At 72.5% G+C, this 18,177-nt stretch carries 20 protein-coding genes; 13 read left to right on the top strand and 7 right to left on the bottom strand.

All coding sequences use genetic code 11. The features are described from left to right. Positions 1–43 precede the first annotated feature (43 nt). Genes P3X83_RS31310 through P3X83_RS31285 form a run of 6 tightly spaced genes read left to right on the top strand, consistent with a single transcriptional unit; the run spans position 44 to position 5,760 of the window. Positions 44–1,618, top strand: coding sequence for an NAD(P)-binding domain-containing protein (locus P3X83_RS31310; protein WP_277308896.1), 1,575 nt, complete (start codon positions 44–46; stop codon positions 1,616–1,618). Next, positions 1,615–2,718 (top strand): alpha-hydroxy acid oxidase, encoded by a 1,104-nt coding sequence (locus P3X83_RS31305; RefSeq protein WP_277308895.1) that lies wholly within the window; start codon positions 1,615–1,617, stop codon positions 2,716–2,718. The genes P3X83_RS31310 and P3X83_RS31305 overlap by 4 nt, the downstream gene beginning before the upstream one ends. A gap of 2 nt (positions 2,719–2,720) precedes the next feature. After that, the gene (locus tag P3X83_RS31300; RefSeq protein ID WP_277308894.1) at positions 2,721–3,392 is read left to right on the top strand and encodes a sulfotransferase family protein; all 672 of its coding nucleotides are present in this window, start codon (positions 2,721–2,723) and stop codon (positions 3,390–3,392) included. Beyond that, complete coding sequence (locus tag P3X83_RS31295; RefSeq protein ID WP_277308893.1) at positions 3,389–4,732, top strand: cytochrome P450; 1,344 nt, start codon at positions 3,389–3,391, stop codon at positions 4,730–4,732. Before P3X83_RS31300 ends, P3X83_RS31295 begins: the two co-directional genes overlap by 4 nt. 42 nt (positions 4,733–4,774) lie before the next feature. Further along, positions 4,775–5,236, top strand: coding sequence for a PPOX class F420-dependent oxidoreductase (locus tag P3X83_RS31290; RefSeq protein ID WP_277308892.1), 462 nt, complete (start codon positions 4,775–4,777; stop codon positions 5,234–5,236). An 11-nt stretch (positions 5,237–5,247) separates the two neighbouring features. After that, on the top strand, positions 5,248–5,760 hold the full coding sequence (locus tag P3X83_RS31285; protein ID WP_277308891.1) for a DUF2087 domain-containing protein: 513 nt from the start codon (positions 5,248–5,250) through the stop codon (positions 5,758–5,760). A 22-nt stretch (positions 5,761–5,782) separates the two neighbouring features. Here P3X83_RS31285 and P3X83_RS31280 read toward each other — a convergent pair whose 3' ends face one another. Continuing rightward, a complete protein-coding gene (locus tag P3X83_RS31280) occupies positions 5,783–6,448 on the bottom strand; it encodes a GntR family transcriptional regulator (RefSeq protein ID WP_277308890.1) in 666 nt (221 codons plus the stop codon). A gap of 104 nt (positions 6,449–6,552) precedes the next feature. Between P3X83_RS31280 and P3X83_RS31275 the strand changes: the two genes are divergently transcribed. Together P3X83_RS31275 and P3X83_RS31270 are read left to right on the top strand one after the other, a co-directional pair. Then, positions 6,553–7,857, top strand: a complete 1,305-nt coding sequence (locus P3X83_RS31275; protein ID WP_277308958.1) for a CoA transferase — start codon at positions 6,553–6,555, stop codon at positions 7,855–7,857. After that, a complete protein-coding gene (locus P3X83_RS31270; protein ID WP_277308889.1) occupies positions 7,854–9,026 on the top strand; it encodes an acyl-CoA dehydrogenase family protein in 1,173 nt (390 codons plus the stop codon). Before P3X83_RS31275 ends, P3X83_RS31270 begins: the two co-directional genes overlap by 4 nt. Positions 9,027–9,071: 45 nt before the next feature. Here P3X83_RS31270 and P3X83_RS31265 read toward each other — a convergent pair whose 3' ends face one another. Then, positions 9,072–9,470 carry a PPOX class F420-dependent oxidoreductase gene (locus P3X83_RS31265; RefSeq protein ID WP_277308888.1) on the bottom strand — a complete coding sequence of 133 codons (399 nt, stop codon included), beginning with the start codon at positions 9,468–9,470 and terminating at the stop codon, positions 9,072–9,074. Between the two features lie 110 nt (positions 9,471–9,580). Between P3X83_RS31265 and P3X83_RS31260 the strand changes: the two genes are divergently transcribed. Continuing rightward, the gene (locus tag P3X83_RS31260; RefSeq protein ID WP_277308887.1) at positions 9,581–10,141 is read left to right on the top strand and encodes a hypothetical protein; all 561 of its coding nucleotides are present in this window, start codon (positions 9,581–9,583) and stop codon (positions 10,139–10,141) included. On the opposite strand, the gene P3X83_RS31255 is transcribed toward P3X83_RS31260, so the two are convergent. Next, positions 10,138–10,398, bottom strand: a complete 261-nt coding sequence (locus tag P3X83_RS31255) for a hypothetical protein (protein WP_277308886.1) — start codon at positions 10,396–10,398, stop codon at positions 10,138–10,140. The genes P3X83_RS31260 and P3X83_RS31255 overlap by 4 nt on opposite strands. A gap of 155 nt (positions 10,399–10,553) precedes the next feature. Between P3X83_RS31255 and P3X83_RS31250 the strand changes: the two genes are divergently transcribed. Continuing rightward, positions 10,554–10,865 carry a Fe-S cluster assembly protein HesB gene (locus P3X83_RS31250; protein ID WP_277308885.1) on the top strand — a complete coding sequence of 104 codons (312 nt, stop codon included), beginning with the start codon at positions 10,554–10,556 and terminating at the stop codon, positions 10,863–10,865. 15 nt (positions 10,866–10,880) lie between these two features. Here P3X83_RS31250 and P3X83_RS31245 read toward each other — a convergent pair whose 3' ends face one another. Then, positions 10,881–11,591 (bottom strand): HNH endonuclease family protein, encoded by a 711-nt coding sequence (locus tag P3X83_RS31245; protein ID WP_277308884.1) that lies wholly within the window; start codon positions 11,589–11,591, stop codon positions 10,881–10,883. Positions 11,592–11,625: 34 nt separating this feature from the next. Between P3X83_RS31245 and P3X83_RS31240 the strand changes: the two genes are divergently transcribed. After that, positions 11,626–11,757, top strand: coding sequence for a hypothetical protein (locus P3X83_RS31240; protein ID WP_277308883.1), 132 nt, complete (start codon positions 11,626–11,628; stop codon positions 11,755–11,757). 14 nt (positions 11,758–11,771) lie between these two features. On the opposite strand, the gene P3X83_RS31235 is transcribed toward P3X83_RS31240, so the two are convergent. Together P3X83_RS31235 and P3X83_RS31230 are read right to left on the bottom strand one after the other, a co-directional pair. Further along, positions 11,772–12,851, bottom strand: coding sequence for a ScyD/ScyE family protein (locus P3X83_RS31235; protein WP_277308882.1), 1,080 nt, complete (start codon positions 12,849–12,851; stop codon positions 11,772–11,774). Positions 12,852–12,977: 126 nt separating this feature from the next. Next, positions 12,978–13,964 (bottom strand): zinc-binding dehydrogenase, encoded by a 987-nt coding sequence (locus tag P3X83_RS31230; RefSeq protein WP_277308881.1) that lies wholly within the window; start codon positions 13,962–13,964, stop codon positions 12,978–12,980. A gap of 324 nt (positions 13,965–14,288) precedes the next feature. Between P3X83_RS31230 and tuf the strand changes: the two genes are divergently transcribed. Both tuf and P3X83_RS31220 read left to right on the top strand, forming a co-directional pair. Next, on the top strand, positions 14,289–15,461 hold the full coding sequence (tuf, locus tag P3X83_RS31225) for an elongation factor Tu (RefSeq protein ID WP_277308880.1): 1,173 nt from the start codon (positions 14,289–14,291) through the stop codon (positions 15,459–15,461). 89 nt (positions 15,462–15,550) lie between these two features. After that, positions 15,551–15,871 (top strand): hypothetical protein, encoded by a 321-nt coding sequence (locus P3X83_RS31220; protein ID WP_277308879.1) that lies wholly within the window; start codon positions 15,551–15,553, stop codon positions 15,869–15,871. Between the two features lie 208 nt (positions 15,872–16,079). Here the strand turns inward: P3X83_RS31220 and P3X83_RS31215 are convergent, their stop codons facing one another. Continuing rightward, positions 16,080–17,924, bottom strand: a complete 1,845-nt coding sequence (locus P3X83_RS31215) for an N-acetylmuramoyl-L-alanine amidase (protein ID WP_277308878.1) — start codon at positions 17,922–17,924, stop codon at positions 16,080–16,082. Between the last annotated feature and the right edge of the window lie 253 nt (positions 17,925–18,177).

The following is an 18,177-nucleotide window of genomic DNA, read 5'->3' as shown; positions in this document are numbered from 1 at the left end:
CGCGGCGCGGCATCGATCGGAGAGTCGGGAACGGGAGACCCCCATGGACCTGGACTACCTGGTGATCGGAGCGGGACCCGCCGGGCTGCAGCTCGGCTACTTCCTGCACCGCGCCGGCCGCGCCTACCTCATCCTGGAGGCCGGTTCCACCCCCGGGACGTTCTACCGGACGTTCCCCCGCCATCGCCGGATGATCTCTATCAACAAGCCAAACACCGGCTGGAACGACCCTGAGCTCGACCTGCGCATGGACTGGAACTCCCTGCTCAGCGACGATCCGGAGCTGCTGTTCACCCGCTACACCGAGCGCTACTTCCCGGACGCCGACGACTACGTCCGTTACCTGGACGACTTCGCGCGGGCGCACGAGCTGCGGGCCGTCTACGACTGCCGGGTCGTCCGCCTGACGCGGGAGGACGACGGGTTCACCGCGCACGACGCGGGCGGCCGGGTCTTCCGGGCCAGGCGCGTGGTGGTGGCGACCGGCTTCGGCAGGCCGTACCTGCCGCCGATCCCCGGGATCGAGCACACCGAGCAGTACGCCACGGTCCCGACCGACCCCGAGGAGTTCACCGGACGGCGGGTGCTGATCATCGGCAAGGGCAACTCTGCGTTCGAGACCGCCGACAACCTCGTGGAGAAGGCCGCGGTGATCCACCTGGCCGCGCCGAACTCGATCAGGTTCGCCTGGCGTACCCACTTCATCGGCCACCTGCGCGCGATCAACAACAACTTCCTGGACACCTACCAGCTCAAGACCCAGAACATGGTGCTGGACGCCACCATCGAGGGCATCGAGCGCCGCGACGGCGAGTTCCTCGTGACGATGGCCTACTCCCGCCGGGACAAGAAGGTCCGCCTCGCCTACGACCGGGTGATCACATGCACCGGCTTCGGCATGGACGACTCGCCGTTCGCCCCCGGCTGCCGCCCCGAGACCACGATCAACGGCAGGTTCCCCCTGCTCACCCACGAGTGGGAGTCGGTCAACGTGCCCGGCCTGTACTTCGCCGGGACGCTCACCCAGGTCCGCGACTTCAAGAAGTACACCAGCGCGTTCATCCACGGCTTCCGGTACGGCGTGCGCGCGCTGACCCGCATGTTCGACCAGCGCTATGAGGGGATCCCCTGGCCCTCCACCGAGCTGCCCGCCGACGCCGGCAAGCTCACCGACGCCGTCATCGAACGTCTCGCCCGCACCTCGGCCCTGTGGAGCCAGTACACCTTCATGTGCGACCTGATCGTGCCGGACCCGGGCGCGGCGGGGACCGTCCGCTACCTGGAGGAGATGCCGGTCGACCACGCCAGGGCCAGGCGGGACGGCGACTGCCTCACCCTCACCCTGGAGTACGGCACGGGCCACGACGCGATCGACCCCTTCGACGTGCCCGCGGGCCGGGCCTGGGAGGCCGACCCCGGCCACGACGAGGACCGTTACCTGCATCCGGTGATCCGTCACTACCGCGAGGGCGAGCCGGTCGCCGCGCTGCACCTGGCCGAGGAACTGTGCAACGACTGGACGAGCGAGGAGGAGCACCGCGCTCCCCTGCGCGCCTTCATCGGCGGCTTCCTGGGCGAGGCGGCGGGCCGGGCCACGGCCACGTCCGCGAACGCGTGAGCGCGCCGGCGGGGTCCGGCGCACCGGGCGCGCCGGTCAACGTGCGCGAGTTCGAGCACGCCGCGCGGGCGGTGCTCGACCCGGTCCACGGCGACTACTTCGCGGGCGGGGCGCAGGACGAGGTCACCGTGCGCGCCAACGAGTCGGCGTTCGCCTCGCTCCGCCTGGTCCCCAGGGTGCTGCGGGGCGCGGGCGAGCCGTCGCTCGCCACCCGGGCGCTCGGCGCCGAGGCGTCCATGCCCGTCATGATCGCCCCCACCGCGTTCCACCGGCTGGCCCACCCCGAGGCCGAGCGCGCGACCGCGCGGGCCGCCGCACGGGCGGGGGTGGTGATGATCGCGGCGATGCTGTCCACGGTGGCGATCGAGGACATCGCCGCCGAGGCCCGCAAGGCGGCCACGGACCCCTGCCTGTGGTTCCAGCTCTATCCGCAGCCCGATCTCGGCTTCACTCGCGCCCTCGTTCAGCGAGCCGAGGCGGCCGGGTGCCGCGCCCTGGTCGTCACCGCCGACTCCCCCGCCCTGGGCCGCGCCGAGCGCAACGACCGCAACGACTTCCACGACCTGCCGCCGGGGATGCGCTGCGAGAACCTGCGCGAGCTGCGCGGCGGCGAACCCGGGCACGTCCGCCAGGTCGTGCTCTCCCCCGGCATCTCCTGGCGGCACGTCGAATGGCTGCGCGAGACCACCGCCCTGCCCATCGTGATCAAGGGCGTGCTGCACCCCGCCGACGCCGTGCTCGCGGCCGAGCGCGGCGTCGACGGCATCGTGGTGTCCAACCACGGCGGGCGGCAGCTCGACACGACGCCCGCCACCATCGCGCAGCTCCCCCGGATCACCGGGGCGGTGGACGGCCGCCTGCCGGTCTACCTGGACGGCGGGGTGCGCAGGGGCACCGACGTGGTCAAGGCGCTCGCGCTCGGCGCGGACGCGGTGGCGGTCGGCCGTCCGGTGGTCTGGGGCCTGGCCGTGGACGGCGAGCACGGCGTGACCGCCGTCCTTGAGATGTTCCGGCGCGAACTGGCCAACGCGCTCACCCTGTGCGGCTGCGCCTCGCCTGGCGCGGTCACGCGCGATCTGGTGCTACGGGAAGGGGACTGACGATGAGGGTGATCGGGGCGGGGATCGGGCGGACCGGGACCCTGTCGCTGAAGGCCGCGCTGGAACGCCTGGGCTTCGGCCCCTGCTTCCACGGCAGGCACGTGCTTGACCACCCCGACCGGCTGGCCATGTGGCAGGACGCGGCGGACGGCCGGGCCGTGGACTGGCGGGCCCTGTTCGCCGGATACGACTCCAGCATGGACTGGCCGGGGGCGGCGTTCTGGCGGGAGCTGGCCGCGACCTTCCCCGAAGCCGGGGTGATCCTCACCGTGCGCGACCCCCAGGCCTGGTACGACAGCGTGGCCCGGACGATCTACCCGATGTTCGGCGCGTCCTCCGATCCAAGGGCGAAGGAGGCGCTTCGGGTGGTGCCCGGCCTGGACGTCATGACCGCCTTCACCCGGCGGCTGATCTGGGACGGGCCGTTCTTCGGCGGCCGGTTCGAGGACCGCGACCACGCGATCGCGGTCTTCGAGACGCACAACGCCGCCGTCCGCGCGGAGATCCCGCCCGAGCGGCTGCTCGTGGTGGAGCCGGGCTCGGGCTGGGAGCCGCTGTGCGCGTTCCTCGGCGTCCAGGTGCCGGACGAGCCGTTTCCGCACCTGAACGACCCGGAGAAGTTCTGGGGGCGGGTGGCGGCCAGGATGGCCGAGGCGAGGGGCGGCGGGGCGTGATCTGGTGGGCGCTCGGCGCGGCAGTGGTGCTCAGCCTGCCCTACTGGCTGCCCCGGGTGGTGGTCGCGCTGCGCGTGCGGATCTTCACGGCCGTCAACGGCTCGCAGGGCGTGCCCATCCCGGGTGACCTGGTCGGCATCACCCGGTTCCGCGAGGTGTACTCGCATCCGGCGGCCGACGGGCGCAGCCGGGGCGCCCCGCTGTCCGACCTGTTCTGGTACTGGCTGGCTCCCGGCTCGCACGTGCATCAGGAGCACCTTGAGCCGGGCGAGCGGTACGAGGAGGTCGCGCGTGCCACGCGGGGCATGCTGTCGATGCCGACCGCCGACGTCGAGGCGCTGGCGGCGCGCTGCGCGGCCGGGGCCGCCGCCCGCGTGCGCCGGCCGTCGATGGTCCGGTTGCGCGACCTGATGATGCCGGTGTGGGCGGAGTTCTTCTACGAGGTCGTCTTCGGTGAGCGCTGCCCGCCCGAGGCGCGGGACATCATCGTGGGTCACGCAGACGACGTGGTCACCTCGCTCAAGTGCTGCGGGCTGCGGCACATGGAGCGGCGGCACCGCCTGACCGAGTACCTGCTCGGGTCCCTCGACCGGGTGCCGCACCGCCTGCCGGACGGCATGTCGCGCGAGGAGCTCGCCTACTACCTGCAGGGCACGTTCTTCAACACCGCCGTGGTGCAGCAGGCCGAGGCCACCGCCCACCTGTTCATGGTGCTGGCCGAGCATCCCGGGGCCCAGGCGCGGCTGGCCGCCGCCGCGCCCGGCGACAACCGGCCGTTCGACCACGTGATCGCCGAGGCCATGCGCCTGTACCCGCTGTTCGGGGTGGCGCACCGGATCACCTCGGCCGACATCGAGGTGGACGACCGGACCACGCTGCCCGCCGGCTCGGTGCTGTGCTTCAACTACCCGGAGTTCCACCGCGCCGGGTTCGACGATCCCGAGCGGTTCGACCCGGATCGCTGGGCGGCGCTGTCCGCCAGGGACGTCAACCACATCCCGTTCGGGATCGCGGCCAACCGCCCGTGCCCGGCCTGGCACCTGGCCCCGGCCGCGCTGCGGGGCGCCGCCCGCGAGCTGCTGCGCACGCTGGCCTTCCACACCTCGGCGCAGCACACCCGTTCGCTGCCCAACCGGGGCCCCTGCGTGGTCACGGCGCGGGGGGCGCGCCCGCCCGCCGGGGCGCTGGCGTGGCTGCGGCTGCGGGACCGGTGGGAGGACGTCTGGCGCAGCACCGCGCAGCTCGTGCTCGGCACCTACATGGTGCTCGACGCGCGCCGTTCCGCGCTGTGCACCCGCCACTTCGCCGGTACGGCGGGCGAGGGGGCGAACCGGGGGTAATTGCCGCGACGGCACGACCGGACCGGTCATAGGGTTTGGCACATGAGTCCAAGAATCGCCACTTCCGACACCGTCACCCGGGAGGAGTTGCTCGGTTTCGCCCGCGAGCGGAACCGGGCGCTGCTGATCACCACCCGCCGTGACGGCGGGCCGCAGGCGTCCCCGGTGACCTACGGGGTGGACACCGCCGGGCGGATCGTGGTGTCCACCTACCCCGAGCGCGCCAAGACCGCCAACGCCAGGCGCGACACCCGGGCGAGCGTGGTGCTCCTCTCCGACGACTTCGACGGGCCGTGGGTGCAGATCGACGGCGAGATCGAGGTCCTCGACCTGCCGGAGGCGCTGGAGCCGCTGGTCGAGTACTACCGGGTGATCGCCGGTGAGCACCCCGACTGGGCCGAGTACCGCGCGGCGATGACCCGGCAGGGCAAGTCGCTGCTGCGCCTGACCCCGGTCAGGTGGGGGCCGGTCGCCACGGGCGGCTTCCCGGCCCGGCTCGCGTGAGCGCGGGCGGGATGGACGGCGAGACCCGGCGCGTGCTCGGCCTGCTGTCCCAGGACGACACCCTGCGGGTGCTGGCCGCGCTCGTGCTGACCGGCGACGCCGGGACGGCCGGGCTCGGCGAGCAGCCCGTGGAGCGGGCGCTCGACCGGTTGCGGCGCGGCGGCCTCGCAGAGCCGGACGGCGACGGCTGGCGGGCCCGCCCCGAGCGGTTCGCCGAACTGCTGCGCGCCACGGCGGGCGACGCGTCCGGGCCGCTGTCGCCGGAGGAGCGGGTGCTGCGCAACTTCCTCGTCGACGGGCGGCTGCGGGAGATCCCCTCGCGGCGCGAGAAGCGGCTGGTGATCCTGCACCACATCGTCACCCTCTTCGAACCGGGCCGGCGTTACCCCGAGAAAGAGGTGAACGTCTACCTCCGGGCGTTCCACCATGACCACGCCGCCCTGCGGCGCTACCTGATCGACGAGGGCCTGCTCAGCCGCGAGGACGCCGTCTACTGGCGCAGCGGCGGGCCTGTGGAGGTGTAGGCGCCCGCGAAGTCCGCCACGCTCAGCCCTCGCGGCGGGTCTGGAACTCGCTGAAGGCCCCGATGGTGCCGGTGCGGTGGTCGTCCAGGCGGCGGACGAGGGCGTCGGCGTCGCGGGCGCGGACCGCCTCGATGATGCCCCGGTGCTCGTGGTCGACGCGGTCGCGGTTGGCCTCGTCGCCGTAGTAGAGCGAGCGGTAGACGTCGGTGGCGTCCCACAGGATGGTGAGGAACCGGCGCAGTCTCGGCATGCCGGAGGCGTCGATCAGGATGAAGTGGAACCGCCGGTTGGCCGCGGCCATGGCGGGTATCTCCGCCGTCCGACCGGCCTCGACCACCTCGGCGTGGGCCTCTTCCAGCCGCCGGACGTCGTCGTCGGTCATCCGGTCGACGGCCTGCCGTACCGCCTCCTCCTCCAGGATCTGCCGCAGGCGGTAGACCTCCAGGAAGTCTTCCAGTGCCAGTTCGGCGACCATGTACCCGCGGCGCGGCCGGTAGAGCACCTGGCCCTCGCCCTCCAGGATCTTCAGCGCCTCGCGCAGCGGCACCCGGCTCACCCCGAGCTGCTCGGCCAGGGCGTCCTGCCTGATCGGGCTGCCGGGCGCGAGCCGTCCCGTGAGAATGGCCCGCCGCAGGTGGTCCAGCACGTACTGCTGGGTGGTCTGCGGGGGCCGCGGGTCGAGGTTCATCGGGGTCGTGCTCCCCCTTCGGGTCCTGCCGTACACCTGTGCGCTAACATGCATATTGGATCCAAAATAAAGTCTACACTGTGGCTCGCACGCCGCCGCGCGACCTGGAGGGGACCATCAGCCGACCATCCGACAACGGGGACCGTCCCGCCGAGGCGGGAGCGCCGCTCGCGGGGGTGCGCGTGGCCGACTTCTCGCGGGTGCTGGCCGGGCCGTACGCGACCATGCTGCTCGCCGACATGGGAGCCGACGTGGTCAAGGTCGAGCACCCCGAGCACGGCGACGAGACCCGCGCCTGGGGGCCTCCCGAGGTGGGCGGCGAGGCCGCCTACTACCTGTCGGTCAACCGCAACAAGCGCGACATAGCGCTCGACCTCAAGCATCCGGAGGGGCGCGCGATCGCCCGGCGGCTGTGCGAGGGCGCCGACGTGGTCATCGAGAACTTCCGTCCAGGCGTGGCCGAGCGGCTGGGCATCGGCTACGAGTCGGTGCGCGAGACCAACCCCGGCGTCGTCTACTGCTCCATCAGCGGCTTCGGCACCGATGACCGTCCCGGCTTCGACGCCGTGGTGCAGGCCGAGAGCGGCCTGATGCACATCACCGGCCAGACGCCGACCAAGGTCGGCGTGGCCATCGCCGACGTCCTGGCCGGGCTCAACGCAGCCGTGGCCATCCTGGGGCCGCTCTACCGGCGGGCGGTCACCGGCACCGGCGCCCGCGTGCAGGTGTCGCTGCTGCACGCGGCCCTGTCCGGGCTGACCAACGTGGCGCAGAGCGCCCTGATCACCGGCCGAGAGGCCGGGCGGTACGGCAACGCGCACCCGACCGTCGTGCCGTACCAGACCTTCCAGGCCGCCGACGGCGAGGTCACCGTCGCGGCGGGCAACGACGCCCTGCACCGCGCGCTGTGCCGCGCGATCGGCCGCCCCGACCTCGCCGAGGACCCGCGGTTCCGCACGAACCAGCTCAGGATCGTCAACCGCGACGCGCTGATCCCCGAGTTGGAGGCGATCTTCCGCACCCGCCCGGCCGCCGAGTGGACGCGGCTGCTCACCGAAGGCGGCATACCGGTGGGCAAGATCCGCGGCGTGCTGGAGGCCATCCGAGCCGCCGCCGACGCCGCGACCTTCACCGTGGACCACCCCACCGCCGGGCCGCTCGAACTCATGCGGGCCGGTTTCACCATGGCTGGGTACACCGCGCGGAGCGAACCGCCGCCGCTGCACGGCCAGCACACCGGAGAGGTGCTGGCCGAACTCGGCCTCACCGACGAGGAGATCGGCGACCTGAGGGCCCGCGGAGTGGTCCGCCAGGCGACGATCGGCCCCACCGGCGAACCGTCCGGCGACTCACCTGACCAGCCTCTTTCCCGATCCGCCGCCACTCCCGCGCCCAAGGAGAACCCATGAACACGCCCGACCCGCACGACTTCCTCGCCGTGGACCGCGACCTGTCAGACGAGGAGCGGGCGATCCGCGACACCGTCCGCGACTTCGGACGCACCGAACTGCTGCCCCACGTCGCCGACTGGTTCGACGAGGGCACCATCCCCGACCCGCGCGGCCTGGCCAAGCGGTTCGGCGCGCTCGGCGTCTTCGGCATGCACCTGACCGGCTACGGCTGCGCGGGCACCAGCGCGGTCGGCTACGGCGTGGCCTGCCGCGAGCTGGAGGCCGTGGACAGCGGCCTGCGCAGCTTCGTCTCCGTGCAGGGCTCGCTGGCCATGACCGCGATCCACCGCTACGGCAGCGAGGAGCAGCGCCGGCGCTGGCTGCCCGCGATGGCCGCCGGCGACGCCATCGGCTGCTTCGGCCTCACCGAGCCCGACTCCGGCAGCGACCCCGGCTCGATGCGCACCCGGGCCAGGCGCGACGGCTCGGACTGGGTGCTCAACGGCACCAAGATGTGGATCACCAACGGGTCGGTGGCCGACGTGGCGGTCGTCTGGGCGGCGACCGACGACGGCATCCGCGGATTCCTGGTGCCGCGCGGCACCCCCGGCTTCTCTGCCAACGTGATCCACAAGAAGCTGTCGCTGCGCGCCTCCATCACCTCCGAGCTGGTCCTTGAGGACGTCCGGCTCCCCGGTGACGCCAGGCTCCCCGAGGCCGAGGGCCTGAAGGCCCCGCTGTCGTGCCTGTCCGAGGCCAGGTACGGGATCGTGTGGGGCGCGACCGGGGCCGCCCGCGCGTGCTACGAGGCCGCGCTGGACTACTCGCGCAGCCGGGTGCAGTTCGGCCGCCCGATCAGCGGCTTCCAGCTCACCCAGCGCAAGCTGGCCGACATGCTCGTGGACGTCAACCAGTCGATGCTCACCGCATTGCGGATCGGGCGGCTGAAGGACGCGGGCGAGGCCCACCACACCCACGTGAGCTTCGGCAAGATGGCCAACGTCCGCGCCGCCCAGCGGGTCGCCGCGCTGGCCAGGGGCGTGCACGGGGCCAACGGCATCACGCTGGAGTACCCGGTCATGCGGCACATGCTCAACCTGGAGTCGGTCGCCACCTACGAGGGCACCGAAGAAGTCCACGCGCTCACCCTCGGCAACGCGATCACCGGCACTCCGGCCTTCCGCTGAGCGCCCGGGGTTCCGGCCCGCGTTCCGGGCCGGAACCCTCAGGCGTCAGCGGCCCGCGTTGAAGATGACCTCTTCGGGCCGCACGCGCACGTTGACGCGGCGCTCCTCCGCCTTCCTGAAGGGGTAGGAGTCCACGCCGAGGTACTTCTTGGCGAGCGCGTCTATCGTGGCGTCGGCGCCCTCCTCGTCAAGCCGGGCGGTGCCCGAGACGCTGACGAGGTGGTAGGCGTTCTCCGGGTCGAGCACGCTCAGCGACACCCGGGGATCCCTGCGCAGGTGACGTTCCTTGGCACGGCCGATGGCGGTGTTGAACACGATCTCGTCGCCGTCGACGTCCGCCCACACGACCGTGCTGTGCAGCGAGCCGTCGGCGCGAACGGTGGTCACCCACGCGTGCACCGGCCTGCTGATCAACGCTTTCGCCTCTTCGGTGAGCTTGGCCACCGTGACCTCCATGGATTGGGTTCGCGACCGGGGTGAGGCCGGTCTGATCGGATCGAACAGCGTCGTCACCGGATCAATTCCGGCGACGGCCTCGGCTAGGGTGGCCTGCGATGGGCGAGCACACGATCACCGCTGAGTGGCACGAGATCCCGGCCGACGCCGACCCCGCCTCCGTGACGGGCTCTGTGAGCGGCGGAGCCTACTTGGTGTACCGCTGCGACTGCGGAGCACCGCTCGACGACCGCACGGCCGCCCAGTTGCACGCCATGGAGCACGACAAGTGCTCCGCGTGCCTGGGCTCGGCCTCCGAGCAGCCGACGCCCGGCTTCCGGCGGCCCTGCACGGCGTGCGCGGGCACCGGGTCCCGGGGGCACGAGCTGGTCTGGCAGGCCGCCCACGCCGAGGCCGAACAAGTGATCACCCTCGGCCTCGTCCGCCGGGTGACGCGCGGCCTTCCCGAGACGTTCTCGCTGTCCCAGGCGGCCGACGAGGTGCGGGCGCTGCTGGCGGTGCCAGCGGGCCGCCTCCCGGTCGGCCCCAGAGTGCGCGATCTGCTGCTGCGCCTGGAGAAGGACGGCGAGATCATCCTGGCCTCGGCCCCCGACGAACTGCTGCACGGCACCGACGTGGTGCTCTACCGCGACCCGCTGTGGCGGCGGCTCTCCGGCTAGCCGGGCATCCGCAGCAGGCCGAGCGAGTTCTGCTCGCCGCGCTCGCGGATCACGTCGTTGACCGCCTCAGTCAGCTCCGCCCTGGTGTACGGGCCTATCGGCAGCTCGTTGAGGTGGGCCAGGATGTCGGCGGGCAGGTGCAGGTGCTCTGAGGCCCTGCCGTACACCTCCCGTCTGGTCACCCGCTCCCGGTCGCGGAAGACCTCGTCCAGCACCATCTCCAGTTCCGAGAGCCCGATGTGCTCGCGTTCGGTCATCTGAGTGCCCCCTCTCGTGCGGTTCACCCGAAGCCCGCCGTACCCGGGATCACCGCAGGTATCCGCACCAGGCGCCGATTTGGCCTGGGGATGGGTTTGGCGGGAGGTACCAGGGAAAGTCGGACCCTCAGGACCGCCGAGACGAGGAGCATGCCGTGCTTGCACTGACGGACACGGCCGTCACCGCGATAAGGGACCTGATGGTCGGCGAGGATCTGCCCGACGAGGCCGGCCTGCGGATCACGCTGAAGTCCGACGCCGACAGCTCGCTGGAACTGTCGCTCGCCAGCGCGCCCCGGCCGGGCGACCAGGTGATCGAGAAGTCGCACGCCCGGGTCTTCCTCGATCCGTCCGCCGCCGACCTGCTCAGCGACCGGGCGCTGGACGCCGACGTGCCGCCGACCGGCCATCCGGTCTTCCGGCTGCCGCGCCGTTCCGGCGAATACGGGAGGCACGAGGGCGAATAGCGGCGCCGGAGGGCGTCAGCGGCACTGGGCGAGCATGACCGCGCGGTCGCGCCGGGAGACGGGCAGGCCGTACTTCACGGTCACCTGTGCGAAACGGGTCACGTAGGCGCAGCGCACGTGCCGCCACGGGGGCAGCCAGGCGGCCGGTCCCCGGCCGCCCTTGTCCGCGTTGGCCCGGCCGTCCACGGGCAGCAGGTTCAGCGGGTCGTTGGCGAAACGCAGCCGCTTGGCCTCGGGCCAGCGCGCCGCGCCCATCCGCCAGGCGTAGGACAGCGGCACGACGTGGTCCACCTGCACCTCACCTGAGCGGGCGCGGCTCCACTTGACCGTCCGGCCGGTATAGGGGTCGCGCAGCGACATCGCCTGGACCACGCACCGGGAGCCCTTGGCGTACTCGATCGCCTTGCCGTCGCGGGCCAGCATGTCGTCGCGGGTGCCGCAGCCGTTGCCGGACAGCGGCACGCCCTGGACGGAGTCGGTCCACTCCTGGCCGTAGCGCTCGCGAGAGTAACCCGTCTTGGGGCCCCGGCGCGCGACCGGGAGCCGCCGGATGAGCCGGGCGGCCGTGTCGCGGTCGGCCCGGGTACCGCCGGTGGGCAGGCCGGGCAGCAGGCCGTCCGGGTTGGCCGCCGGGACGGCGGCCTCGCGCCCGCGCAGCGCGTGGCAGCCCGACGTCACCGCGACCGCCCCCACGGCGAGCAGCGCGGCCACCGCCCGCGCGCTCACGACCTGTCCCCCATCCGGCGCACACTATCGGCGAATGCCGCCGAACATCCCGATCAACACGGACATCTGCCCAGGTCAGAACCCCGAGCATGAGGGCATCCCGGTCACCCTGGAGCTCACCATGAACCGGGTCTTCGTCTGCACCGCCACGGGCGCCATCACCTGACCGGGCCGCGGAGGTCACGGATCGATGCGGACGATCTCTCCCCCGGCGGGCAGGGTGGCCTTGTTGGAGACGTAGTAGCGGCCGTCGGGGCCGACCGCGACGGACGCCGGGGTGACCAGGCCGTCGCGGGCCACGAGGGTGCGCGTGCCGTCGCGGGCCACGCGGTGCAGCGCGCCCGTGGTGTCGCCGGAGGTCAGGCCCTCGGCGAACATCTCCAGCACGAGCAGGCGGCCCCTGGCGTCGAAGGCGATGTCGGCGATCGCGCTGAACCCGCCCGCGTACACCTCGGGAGCCCTGCCCGGGACCAGCCGCCACACCTTCGCCTCGCCCTTGGGGAAGGGGAAGCCGGTGAGCCGGCCGACGTAGAACGCGCCGTCCGGGCCCTGGGCGATCGCGGTGGGCACCGGCTGCATGGTCACCTCGCCGCCCGGACCGGGGACCTGCCGAGTGTCGAACACCGCGACCGCGCCGATCCGGCCGTCGCGCCGCGCGTGCAGCACGTCGTTGCCGCCCGCGTCGACCACCAGCGCGCCGTCGCGCCAGGCCAGCACCGCGTACGGCTGGCTGTCGGTCGTCGTGCCCGGCTGCCCCCCGTCGGGGTCGGCGGTGCTCTCGTAGGCCCCGAGGTCGGCCACCCGCCGCCACGCGCCGGAGGAGTCCGCCCGCACCAGCCCGGCCAGCGCGGATCCGGCCGGGCCGAGCGCGGCCCGCCTGGCCGGATCGGTGCCCAGCCCCACCGGGATGAGCAGGCCGCCGCCCGACGCCGCCACGTCGTGGGGGCCGAACACCTCGCCGAGCCCTTCGGTGGCGAGGGACGGCAGGCCCGTCACGACGCGCCGCTGACGGCCGTTCGCCACGGCGGTGACCGCGCCGGTAGCGCCCAGGCAGAACCGCTGGTTCCCCGCCCCGGTCAGGCAGGGCCCGGCGCCGCCCGTACCGGCCTCGGCGACATAGAGCACGCCGCCCGGGCCGAACGTCAGGCCGCGCGGATTCGCCAGGCCCTTCGCGACCGTCACGGGGGCGGCCTGGGCCTGGGTCTGACCGCCCATCAGCAAGGTCAGCACCGAGACGAGCACGACGGCGAGCACCCGCATTCGCGGCCTCCTCCGGCACCTGGGGCAACGGCTTCTCCATGGGTAACACGCTCCGGCGCGCGACGCCAGACACCGGGCCGAAGAAGATCACACGGCTGGGCCGATCATGCGGCGATCAAGGCGGCGTCACGGCACCAGGACGACCTTTCCCATCGTCGCGCGGCCCTCCAGGGCGGCGTGGGCCTCGGCGGCGTCCTTCAGCGCGAACGGCTGCACGAGCGGGGTCAGTTCACCGGTCGCGGCGGCGGCCATGGCGCGTTCCTCCAGCTCACGGATGGCGCCCGGCCGTCCCAGGAAGCGCGGGCCGATCGGGACGCCCGCGGTCAGGCCGCGCGAGTAGAGGTCGGCCGTGGTGATCTGGAGGGGACCGCCCGCCGCGTCCGACCAGCCGAACAGCAGCAGCCGGCCGCCCGGTCCGAGCAGGTCCATCGCGGCCTGCCCGGCCTGGCCTCCTACGCCGTCCAGGGCCACGGTGGCGGGGCGTCCGTCCAGTGCCCGCCGCACCTCGTCGGGCCAGCCGGGGACGGTGTAGTCCACGGCGACGTCGGCGCCCAGGTCGCGCACCCTGGCGACCTTGGCGGGGCCGCCCGCCAGGCCGACGACGGTCGCGCCCGCCCGCCGTCCGGCCTGCACCAGCAGTGCGCCGATGCCGCCGGCCGCGGCGGTCACCACGGCCACGTCCCCGGCTCCGAGCCGGGCGTCCTCCAGGATGGCCATCGTGGTACGGCCCGTGCCGATCATCGCCACCGCCGCGTCGAAGCCCAGCCCGTCCGGCAGTTCGTGCACCGCCGCCACGTCACGGACCGCCAGCTCGGCGTAACCGCCGGGGACCATGCCCAGGTGCGCCACGACCCGCCTGCCCAGCCAGGAATCCGGCACGCCCTCGCCGAGCGCGTCCACGACGCCCGCGACCTCACGGCCGGGGATGGTGGGCAGCTCCGGCTCGGCGAACGGCCCGCCGAACTGCCCGGCCCTGATCGTGGTGTCGACCAGATGGACACCGGCCGCGCGGACCGCGATCCGCACCTGGCCGGGGCCGGGCTCCGGATCGGGGGCCTCCTCGTAACGGAGGTTCTCGGGGGGCCCGAAGGCGTGCAACAGGATGGCGCGCATCACCACTCCTCGTCATCGGTGGCGGCCACGCGTCTGTCACGGCCGCGCGTCCCACGATGCAACCTCAAGTCCGGTCGAGGTCAACCGCGCGGGAAAACCCGTTGCCCCGGTGGCACGGGGTGCCCCAGCATGGGGGGCATGTTCCGGTACGCGCTGCTCGCGACGCCCGCCATCGCGGGCGTCCCTGCGCGTGCCCCGATGCCCGCGACACCGCCCGGCGGCGTCGAGCGCTGACCCTTTCCCGGTCGTCCAGGTGACCCGGCGGGGAAGGGTCGTGCGCACGCGCGGGTCGCCGCACCCGGAACGGCATCGAAGGCAACGAACATGACCAAGCGCGCCTACACGCGCACCAAGCCGCATCTCAACATCGGCACCATGGGGCACGTGGACCACGGCAAGACCACGCTCACCGCGGCGATCACGAAGGTGCTCAGCGAGCACGGCGGGGCCGACTACGTCCCGTTCGAGCGGATCGACCGCACCCCCGAGGAGGCCGTGCGCGGCATCACCATCAACATCTCCCACGTGGAGTACGAGACGGCCACCCGTCACTACGCCCACGTGGACATGCCAGGACACGCCGACTACGTGAAGAACATGATCACGGGGGCGGCGCAGCTCGACGGGGCGATCCTCGTCGTGTCCGCGCGGGACGGCATCATGCCGCAGACGCGCGAGCACGTGCTGCTCGCGCGCCGGGTCGGCGTGGACCACGTCGTGGTCGCGCTCAACAAGGCCGACGGCGCCGACCCCGAGCTGCTCGACCTGGTCGAGCTGGAGCTGACCGAGCTCCTGGCCGAGCACGGCTACCACGACGTGCCGATGATCCGCGTCTCCGGGCTGCGGGCGCTGGCCGGGGACCCGGAGTGGGTGGAGTCGGTGGAGGCCCTGCTGCGCGCGGTGGACGAGCACGTACCGGTGCCGGAGCGCTACACCGGCGCGCCGTTCCTGATGCCGGTGGAGAACGTGCTCACCGTCACCGGGCGGGGCACCGTCGTGACCGGCGCCATCGAGCGCGGCACGGTGCGGGTCGGCGACGCCGTCGAGGTGGTCGGCCTCACCGAGGGGTTCGGCGCGGTGGTCACGGGCGTGGAGACGTTCGGCAAGACCATGGAGCGGAGCGAGGCGGGCGACAACGCCGCCGTGCTGCTCCGCGGCGTACGCCGTGAGCAGGTGCGCCGCGGCCAGGTGCTCGCCGCGCCGGGCTCGCTGCGCGCCCGCGACCGCTTCACCGCGCGGATCTACCTGCTGACCGCGGCCGAGGGCGGCAGGAGCACCGCCGTCGCGACCGGGTACCGGCCGCAGTTCTACCTGCGGACCACCGACGTGCCCGGCCGCGTGGACCTCGGCCCGGCGGAACTCGCCCTGCCCGGCGACACCGTCGAGGCCACCGTGGAACTCGGCAAGGCGGTGGCGCTGGAGCCGGGCCTCGGGTTCGCCGTCCGCGAGGGCGGCCTGACCGTGGGCGCGGGCACGGTACTCGACCTGCTCACCTGACCCGTCCCTCCTCATCCCCTCACGAGGGGATGAGGAGGGATATGACCACGCCGGCCCAGGCGGTCGGTATGCCGGAGCACTAACGCCGGATGCTCGTGGACTGGTCCACCCCGGCCGAGCTGGAACAGCCCCACAACGAAGGCCCGGCCAGGCACCGGCCACACGACCTGCGCCGCACCTTCATCTCCAGCGTGCTGCCGGTGGTCGACGCGGTCCGCCGCACCCACTCCGGCCGCCGCGAGCGCCAGCACCGTTTGCAGATCATCCGCCTCTTGGATGACCTCGGGACGAACTGCGAGGGCCCCGCACAGCCGTTCGATCTGCCCGGCCAGCCCCGGCCCTCGCTCTTTCCTCAGTTGAACGAACCTGTGACGAGCGACCCAGCGCGGAAGGTCTGCCCCGTCTTGTGACAGCGAAGCGTGCTCGCCGGTCGAACGGGGGCGAGGCGGTCGGTGTCCAGCGCCATGTGCGCCCAGGCGTCCCCCTCGGGAAGCCGCGCGGGGCCAGATGCGACACAACGGTCGGATCACCGGAAACACGGACCTGACGAATCTGATGGTCCGGACGGAGGTCGCGACGCGCTGATCCTGGACGGTGGCCGCCACCGTCGCGTGCCGCTCACGTCTGGGTCACCACGACATCCTCGCTCTTGACGAACATCACGCGGTGGCCGAACTGTATCTGGTGGTACTCATGAGTGCCTCGGACCACTCGATGCAACGTGGTGTCGAAGGTCGTCGCCTTGTAATACTCACCGGTCGTGGTGAGGCCGACCGTGTACGACTGGCCGGCGGGGAAGGTGTACTGCAGCGGGGTCAGCGCCTGCACCTCCACGTCCGCCGGGTAGGCCGCGGGTTCCGGGCACGGACGCCCGTACACGGAGACCGATTCCAGGCCGGGCCGGGGCGTCGCGATCCGGGTACGGCTGGGCACCGCCACGGGTGCGGAGCCCGGGTCGTGGAACCACGCCTTCTGACCCAGGTACCAGATGGCCGTCCAGTCGGGCCGCCGTTCGGCGACGACGAAACGCTGCCCGGTGGAGACGCGGGCGGCGTGGTCGTACACGCTGAAGGTCGAATCACCCGTGGGGTGCTTGCCGATGTCCTTGACCAGGGGCGACTCCTCATGCGGCTCGGTGTGCAGCCAGACCGAGGCCGACCCGTGCGCAGGGCAGGTGGCGTCGGGGTGGTCCGAGTCACAGCCGGTGTAGACCGGGCGGTTGCGGTCGTAGTCCGGCAGGATCATGACCGTGGCCGTGCCGGAATCGCCGTCGGCGTGGAGGGGGGCGCCCATCAGGTCGAAGAAGTGGGCCCAGTCCCAGTACGGCCCCGGATCCTCGTGCATCTTCTGGACCTTCTCCGGCAGCAGGGCAGGCACGTTGTCATGGCCGAGGATGTGGGCGCGGTCCAGCGGGATGCCGAACCGGCCGGCCAGATAACGCACGAGCTCGGCGGACGTGCGGTACATCGCCTCGGTGTACCAGGTGCCGCCGGTGGCCAGGAAGCCCTCGTGTTCCAGGCCTATGGCCTTGCTGTTCACATAGGAGTTGCCGGCGTGCCAGGCCACGTCCCTGGTGCGCACGTGCTGGGCGAGGTGGCCGTCGTGCGAGCGCAGCGTGTAGTGCCAGCTCGCCTTGACGGCCGGGTTGCTTACGAGGCCGAGCGTCGTGTCGTACAGCTCCTCCGTGTCGTGGATGACGATGTAGTGGATCGTCTGACTGGTGGGACGGTCGGCGAAGTCGTAGTTGCCGTACGTGCCCTCCGGCACTCTCCTGTAGAGCGCGGGGATCCACTCGCAGGCGATCGAGTCCGGACACTCCACAGCGTCCGCGCCGTCCAGGCGGGACAGCCCCAGCCCGGTCAGCCAGGAGCGGGACGGGTACACCTCAGGAGAAGGCGGCAGTGTCACCTCCGTTCCGGTGTCGGTCACCCGGGTGGCACCCGCGCGGATGACCTCGTACACCCCGTCGGCGAACTTCGCGGCGATCTCCTCGTTCGTGGCGCTCGAGTAACGCGCCACCGCGCCGTACCAGTCGGCGGGGTCCGCGCTCGGCGGGGCGCCCAGGGCCCGCTGGTAGTCGGCCAGCAGCGCCGCGCCGCCGTCGATGTTGGCCGCCGGGTCCGCACGCAGGCGTTCGACGCTCTCGCCGGTCAGTTCCGCGGCACGCTCCAGGGTGTGCCGGGACCCGGGCAGGTCGTTGTGCCGTCCAATCGGCTCGGCGGGATACGGCGGCGGGTAGGAGCCGTCGCCGCGGGGGTCCTCGCCATCGTCGAGGTGGTGGTGCCGCCACCTGCCCCGCGCGGCTCCGTCGGTGAGATGCATGGGGCCGAAGCCGGCGGCGGTGCTCGGATCGCCACCGTTGCAGTCCCAGCGCGACTCCATGTAGGACACGGCGAGCAGAACGCTCTCCGGTACGCCGTACCTCCTCGCGGCCTCGGCGAACGCTTCCTGCATCGTGGCCATCACAACCACCTCCACCTGCACCGTCGCATGACCCGCCGCCCAGCTGGAGGCGAAATAGCAGGACTTTCCGCCTTCATGTGGAAATGTGAATTGATCGCCCGCCGGGTCGAGCTCGGCGTCGAGGAGCACCCGGCGGGCGCCGTTCCAGTCAGTAGCGCGGCGTACGGGCCTGGGTCGCTGTAGCGGGACTGGCGCGTGTAGCGGCCGGGCATGGCCTGATCCTTTCGCCGGGGCCGGGGGTCCGCCGCACATC

The sequence above is a fragment of the Spongiactinospora sp. TRM90649 genome, assembly GCF_029382225.1.
In the GTDB taxonomy this organism is placed as follows: domain Bacteria; phylum Actinomycetota; class Actinomycetes; order Streptosporangiales; family Streptosporangiaceae; genus Spongiactinospora.
The sequence above is the reverse complement of the archived record's forward strand: the minus strand, read 5'-3'. Positions and strand labels throughout refer to the sequence as shown.

Bases quoted from the DNA above. Each gene is read 5' to 3' on its own strand.
- P3X83_RS31310 (WP_277308896.1), top strand. From the start codon at position 44: ATGGACCTGGACTACCTGGTGATCGGAGCGGGACCCGCCGGGCTGCAG.
- P3X83_RS31300 (WP_277308894.1), top strand. From the start codon at position 2,721: ATGAGGGTGATCGGGGCGGGGATCGGGCGGACCGGGACCCTGTCGCTG.
- P3X83_RS31290 (WP_277308892.1), top strand. From the start codon at position 4,775: ATGAGTCCAAGAATCGCCACTTCCGACACCGTCACCCGGGAGGAGTTG.
- P3X83_RS31285 (WP_277308891.1), top strand. From the start codon at position 5,248: ATGGACGGCGAGACCCGGCGCGTGCTCGGCCTGCTGTCCCAGGACGAC.
- P3X83_RS31280 (WP_277308890.1), bottom strand. From the start codon at position 6,448: ATGAACCTCGACCCGCGGCCCCCGCAGACCACCCAGCAGTACGTGCTG.
- P3X83_RS31270 (WP_277308889.1), top strand. From the start codon at position 7,854: ATGAACACGCCCGACCCGCACGACTTCCTCGCCGTGGACCGCGACCTG.
- P3X83_RS31260 (WP_277308887.1), top strand. From the start codon at position 9,581: ATGGGCGAGCACACGATCACCGCTGAGTGGCACGAGATCCCGGCCGAC.
- P3X83_RS31255 (WP_277308886.1), bottom strand. From the start codon at position 10,398: ATGACCGAACGCGAGCACATCGGGCTCTCGGAACTGGAGATGGTGCTG.
- P3X83_RS31240 (WP_277308883.1), top strand. From the start codon at position 11,626: ATGCCGCCGAACATCCCGATCAACACGGACATCTGCCCAGGTCAGAAC.
- P3X83_RS31235 (WP_277308882.1), bottom strand. From the start codon at position 12,851: ATGCGGGTGCTCGCCGTCGTGCTCGTCTCGGTGCTGACCTTGCTGATG.
- P3X83_RS31230 (WP_277308881.1), bottom strand. From the start codon at position 13,964: ATGCGCGCCATCCTGTTGCACGCCTTCGGGCCCCCCGAGAACCTCCGT.
- tuf (WP_277308880.1), top strand. From the start codon at position 14,289: ATGACCAAGCGCGCCTACACGCGCACCAAGCCGCATCTCAACATCGGC.
- P3X83_RS31220 (WP_277308879.1), top strand. From the start codon at position 15,551: ATGCTCGTGGACTGGTCCACCCCGGCCGAGCTGGAACAGCCCCACAAC.
- P3X83_RS31215 (WP_277308878.1), bottom strand. From the start codon at position 17,924: ATGGCCACGATGCAGGAAGCGTTCGCCGAGGCCGCGAGGAGGTACGGC.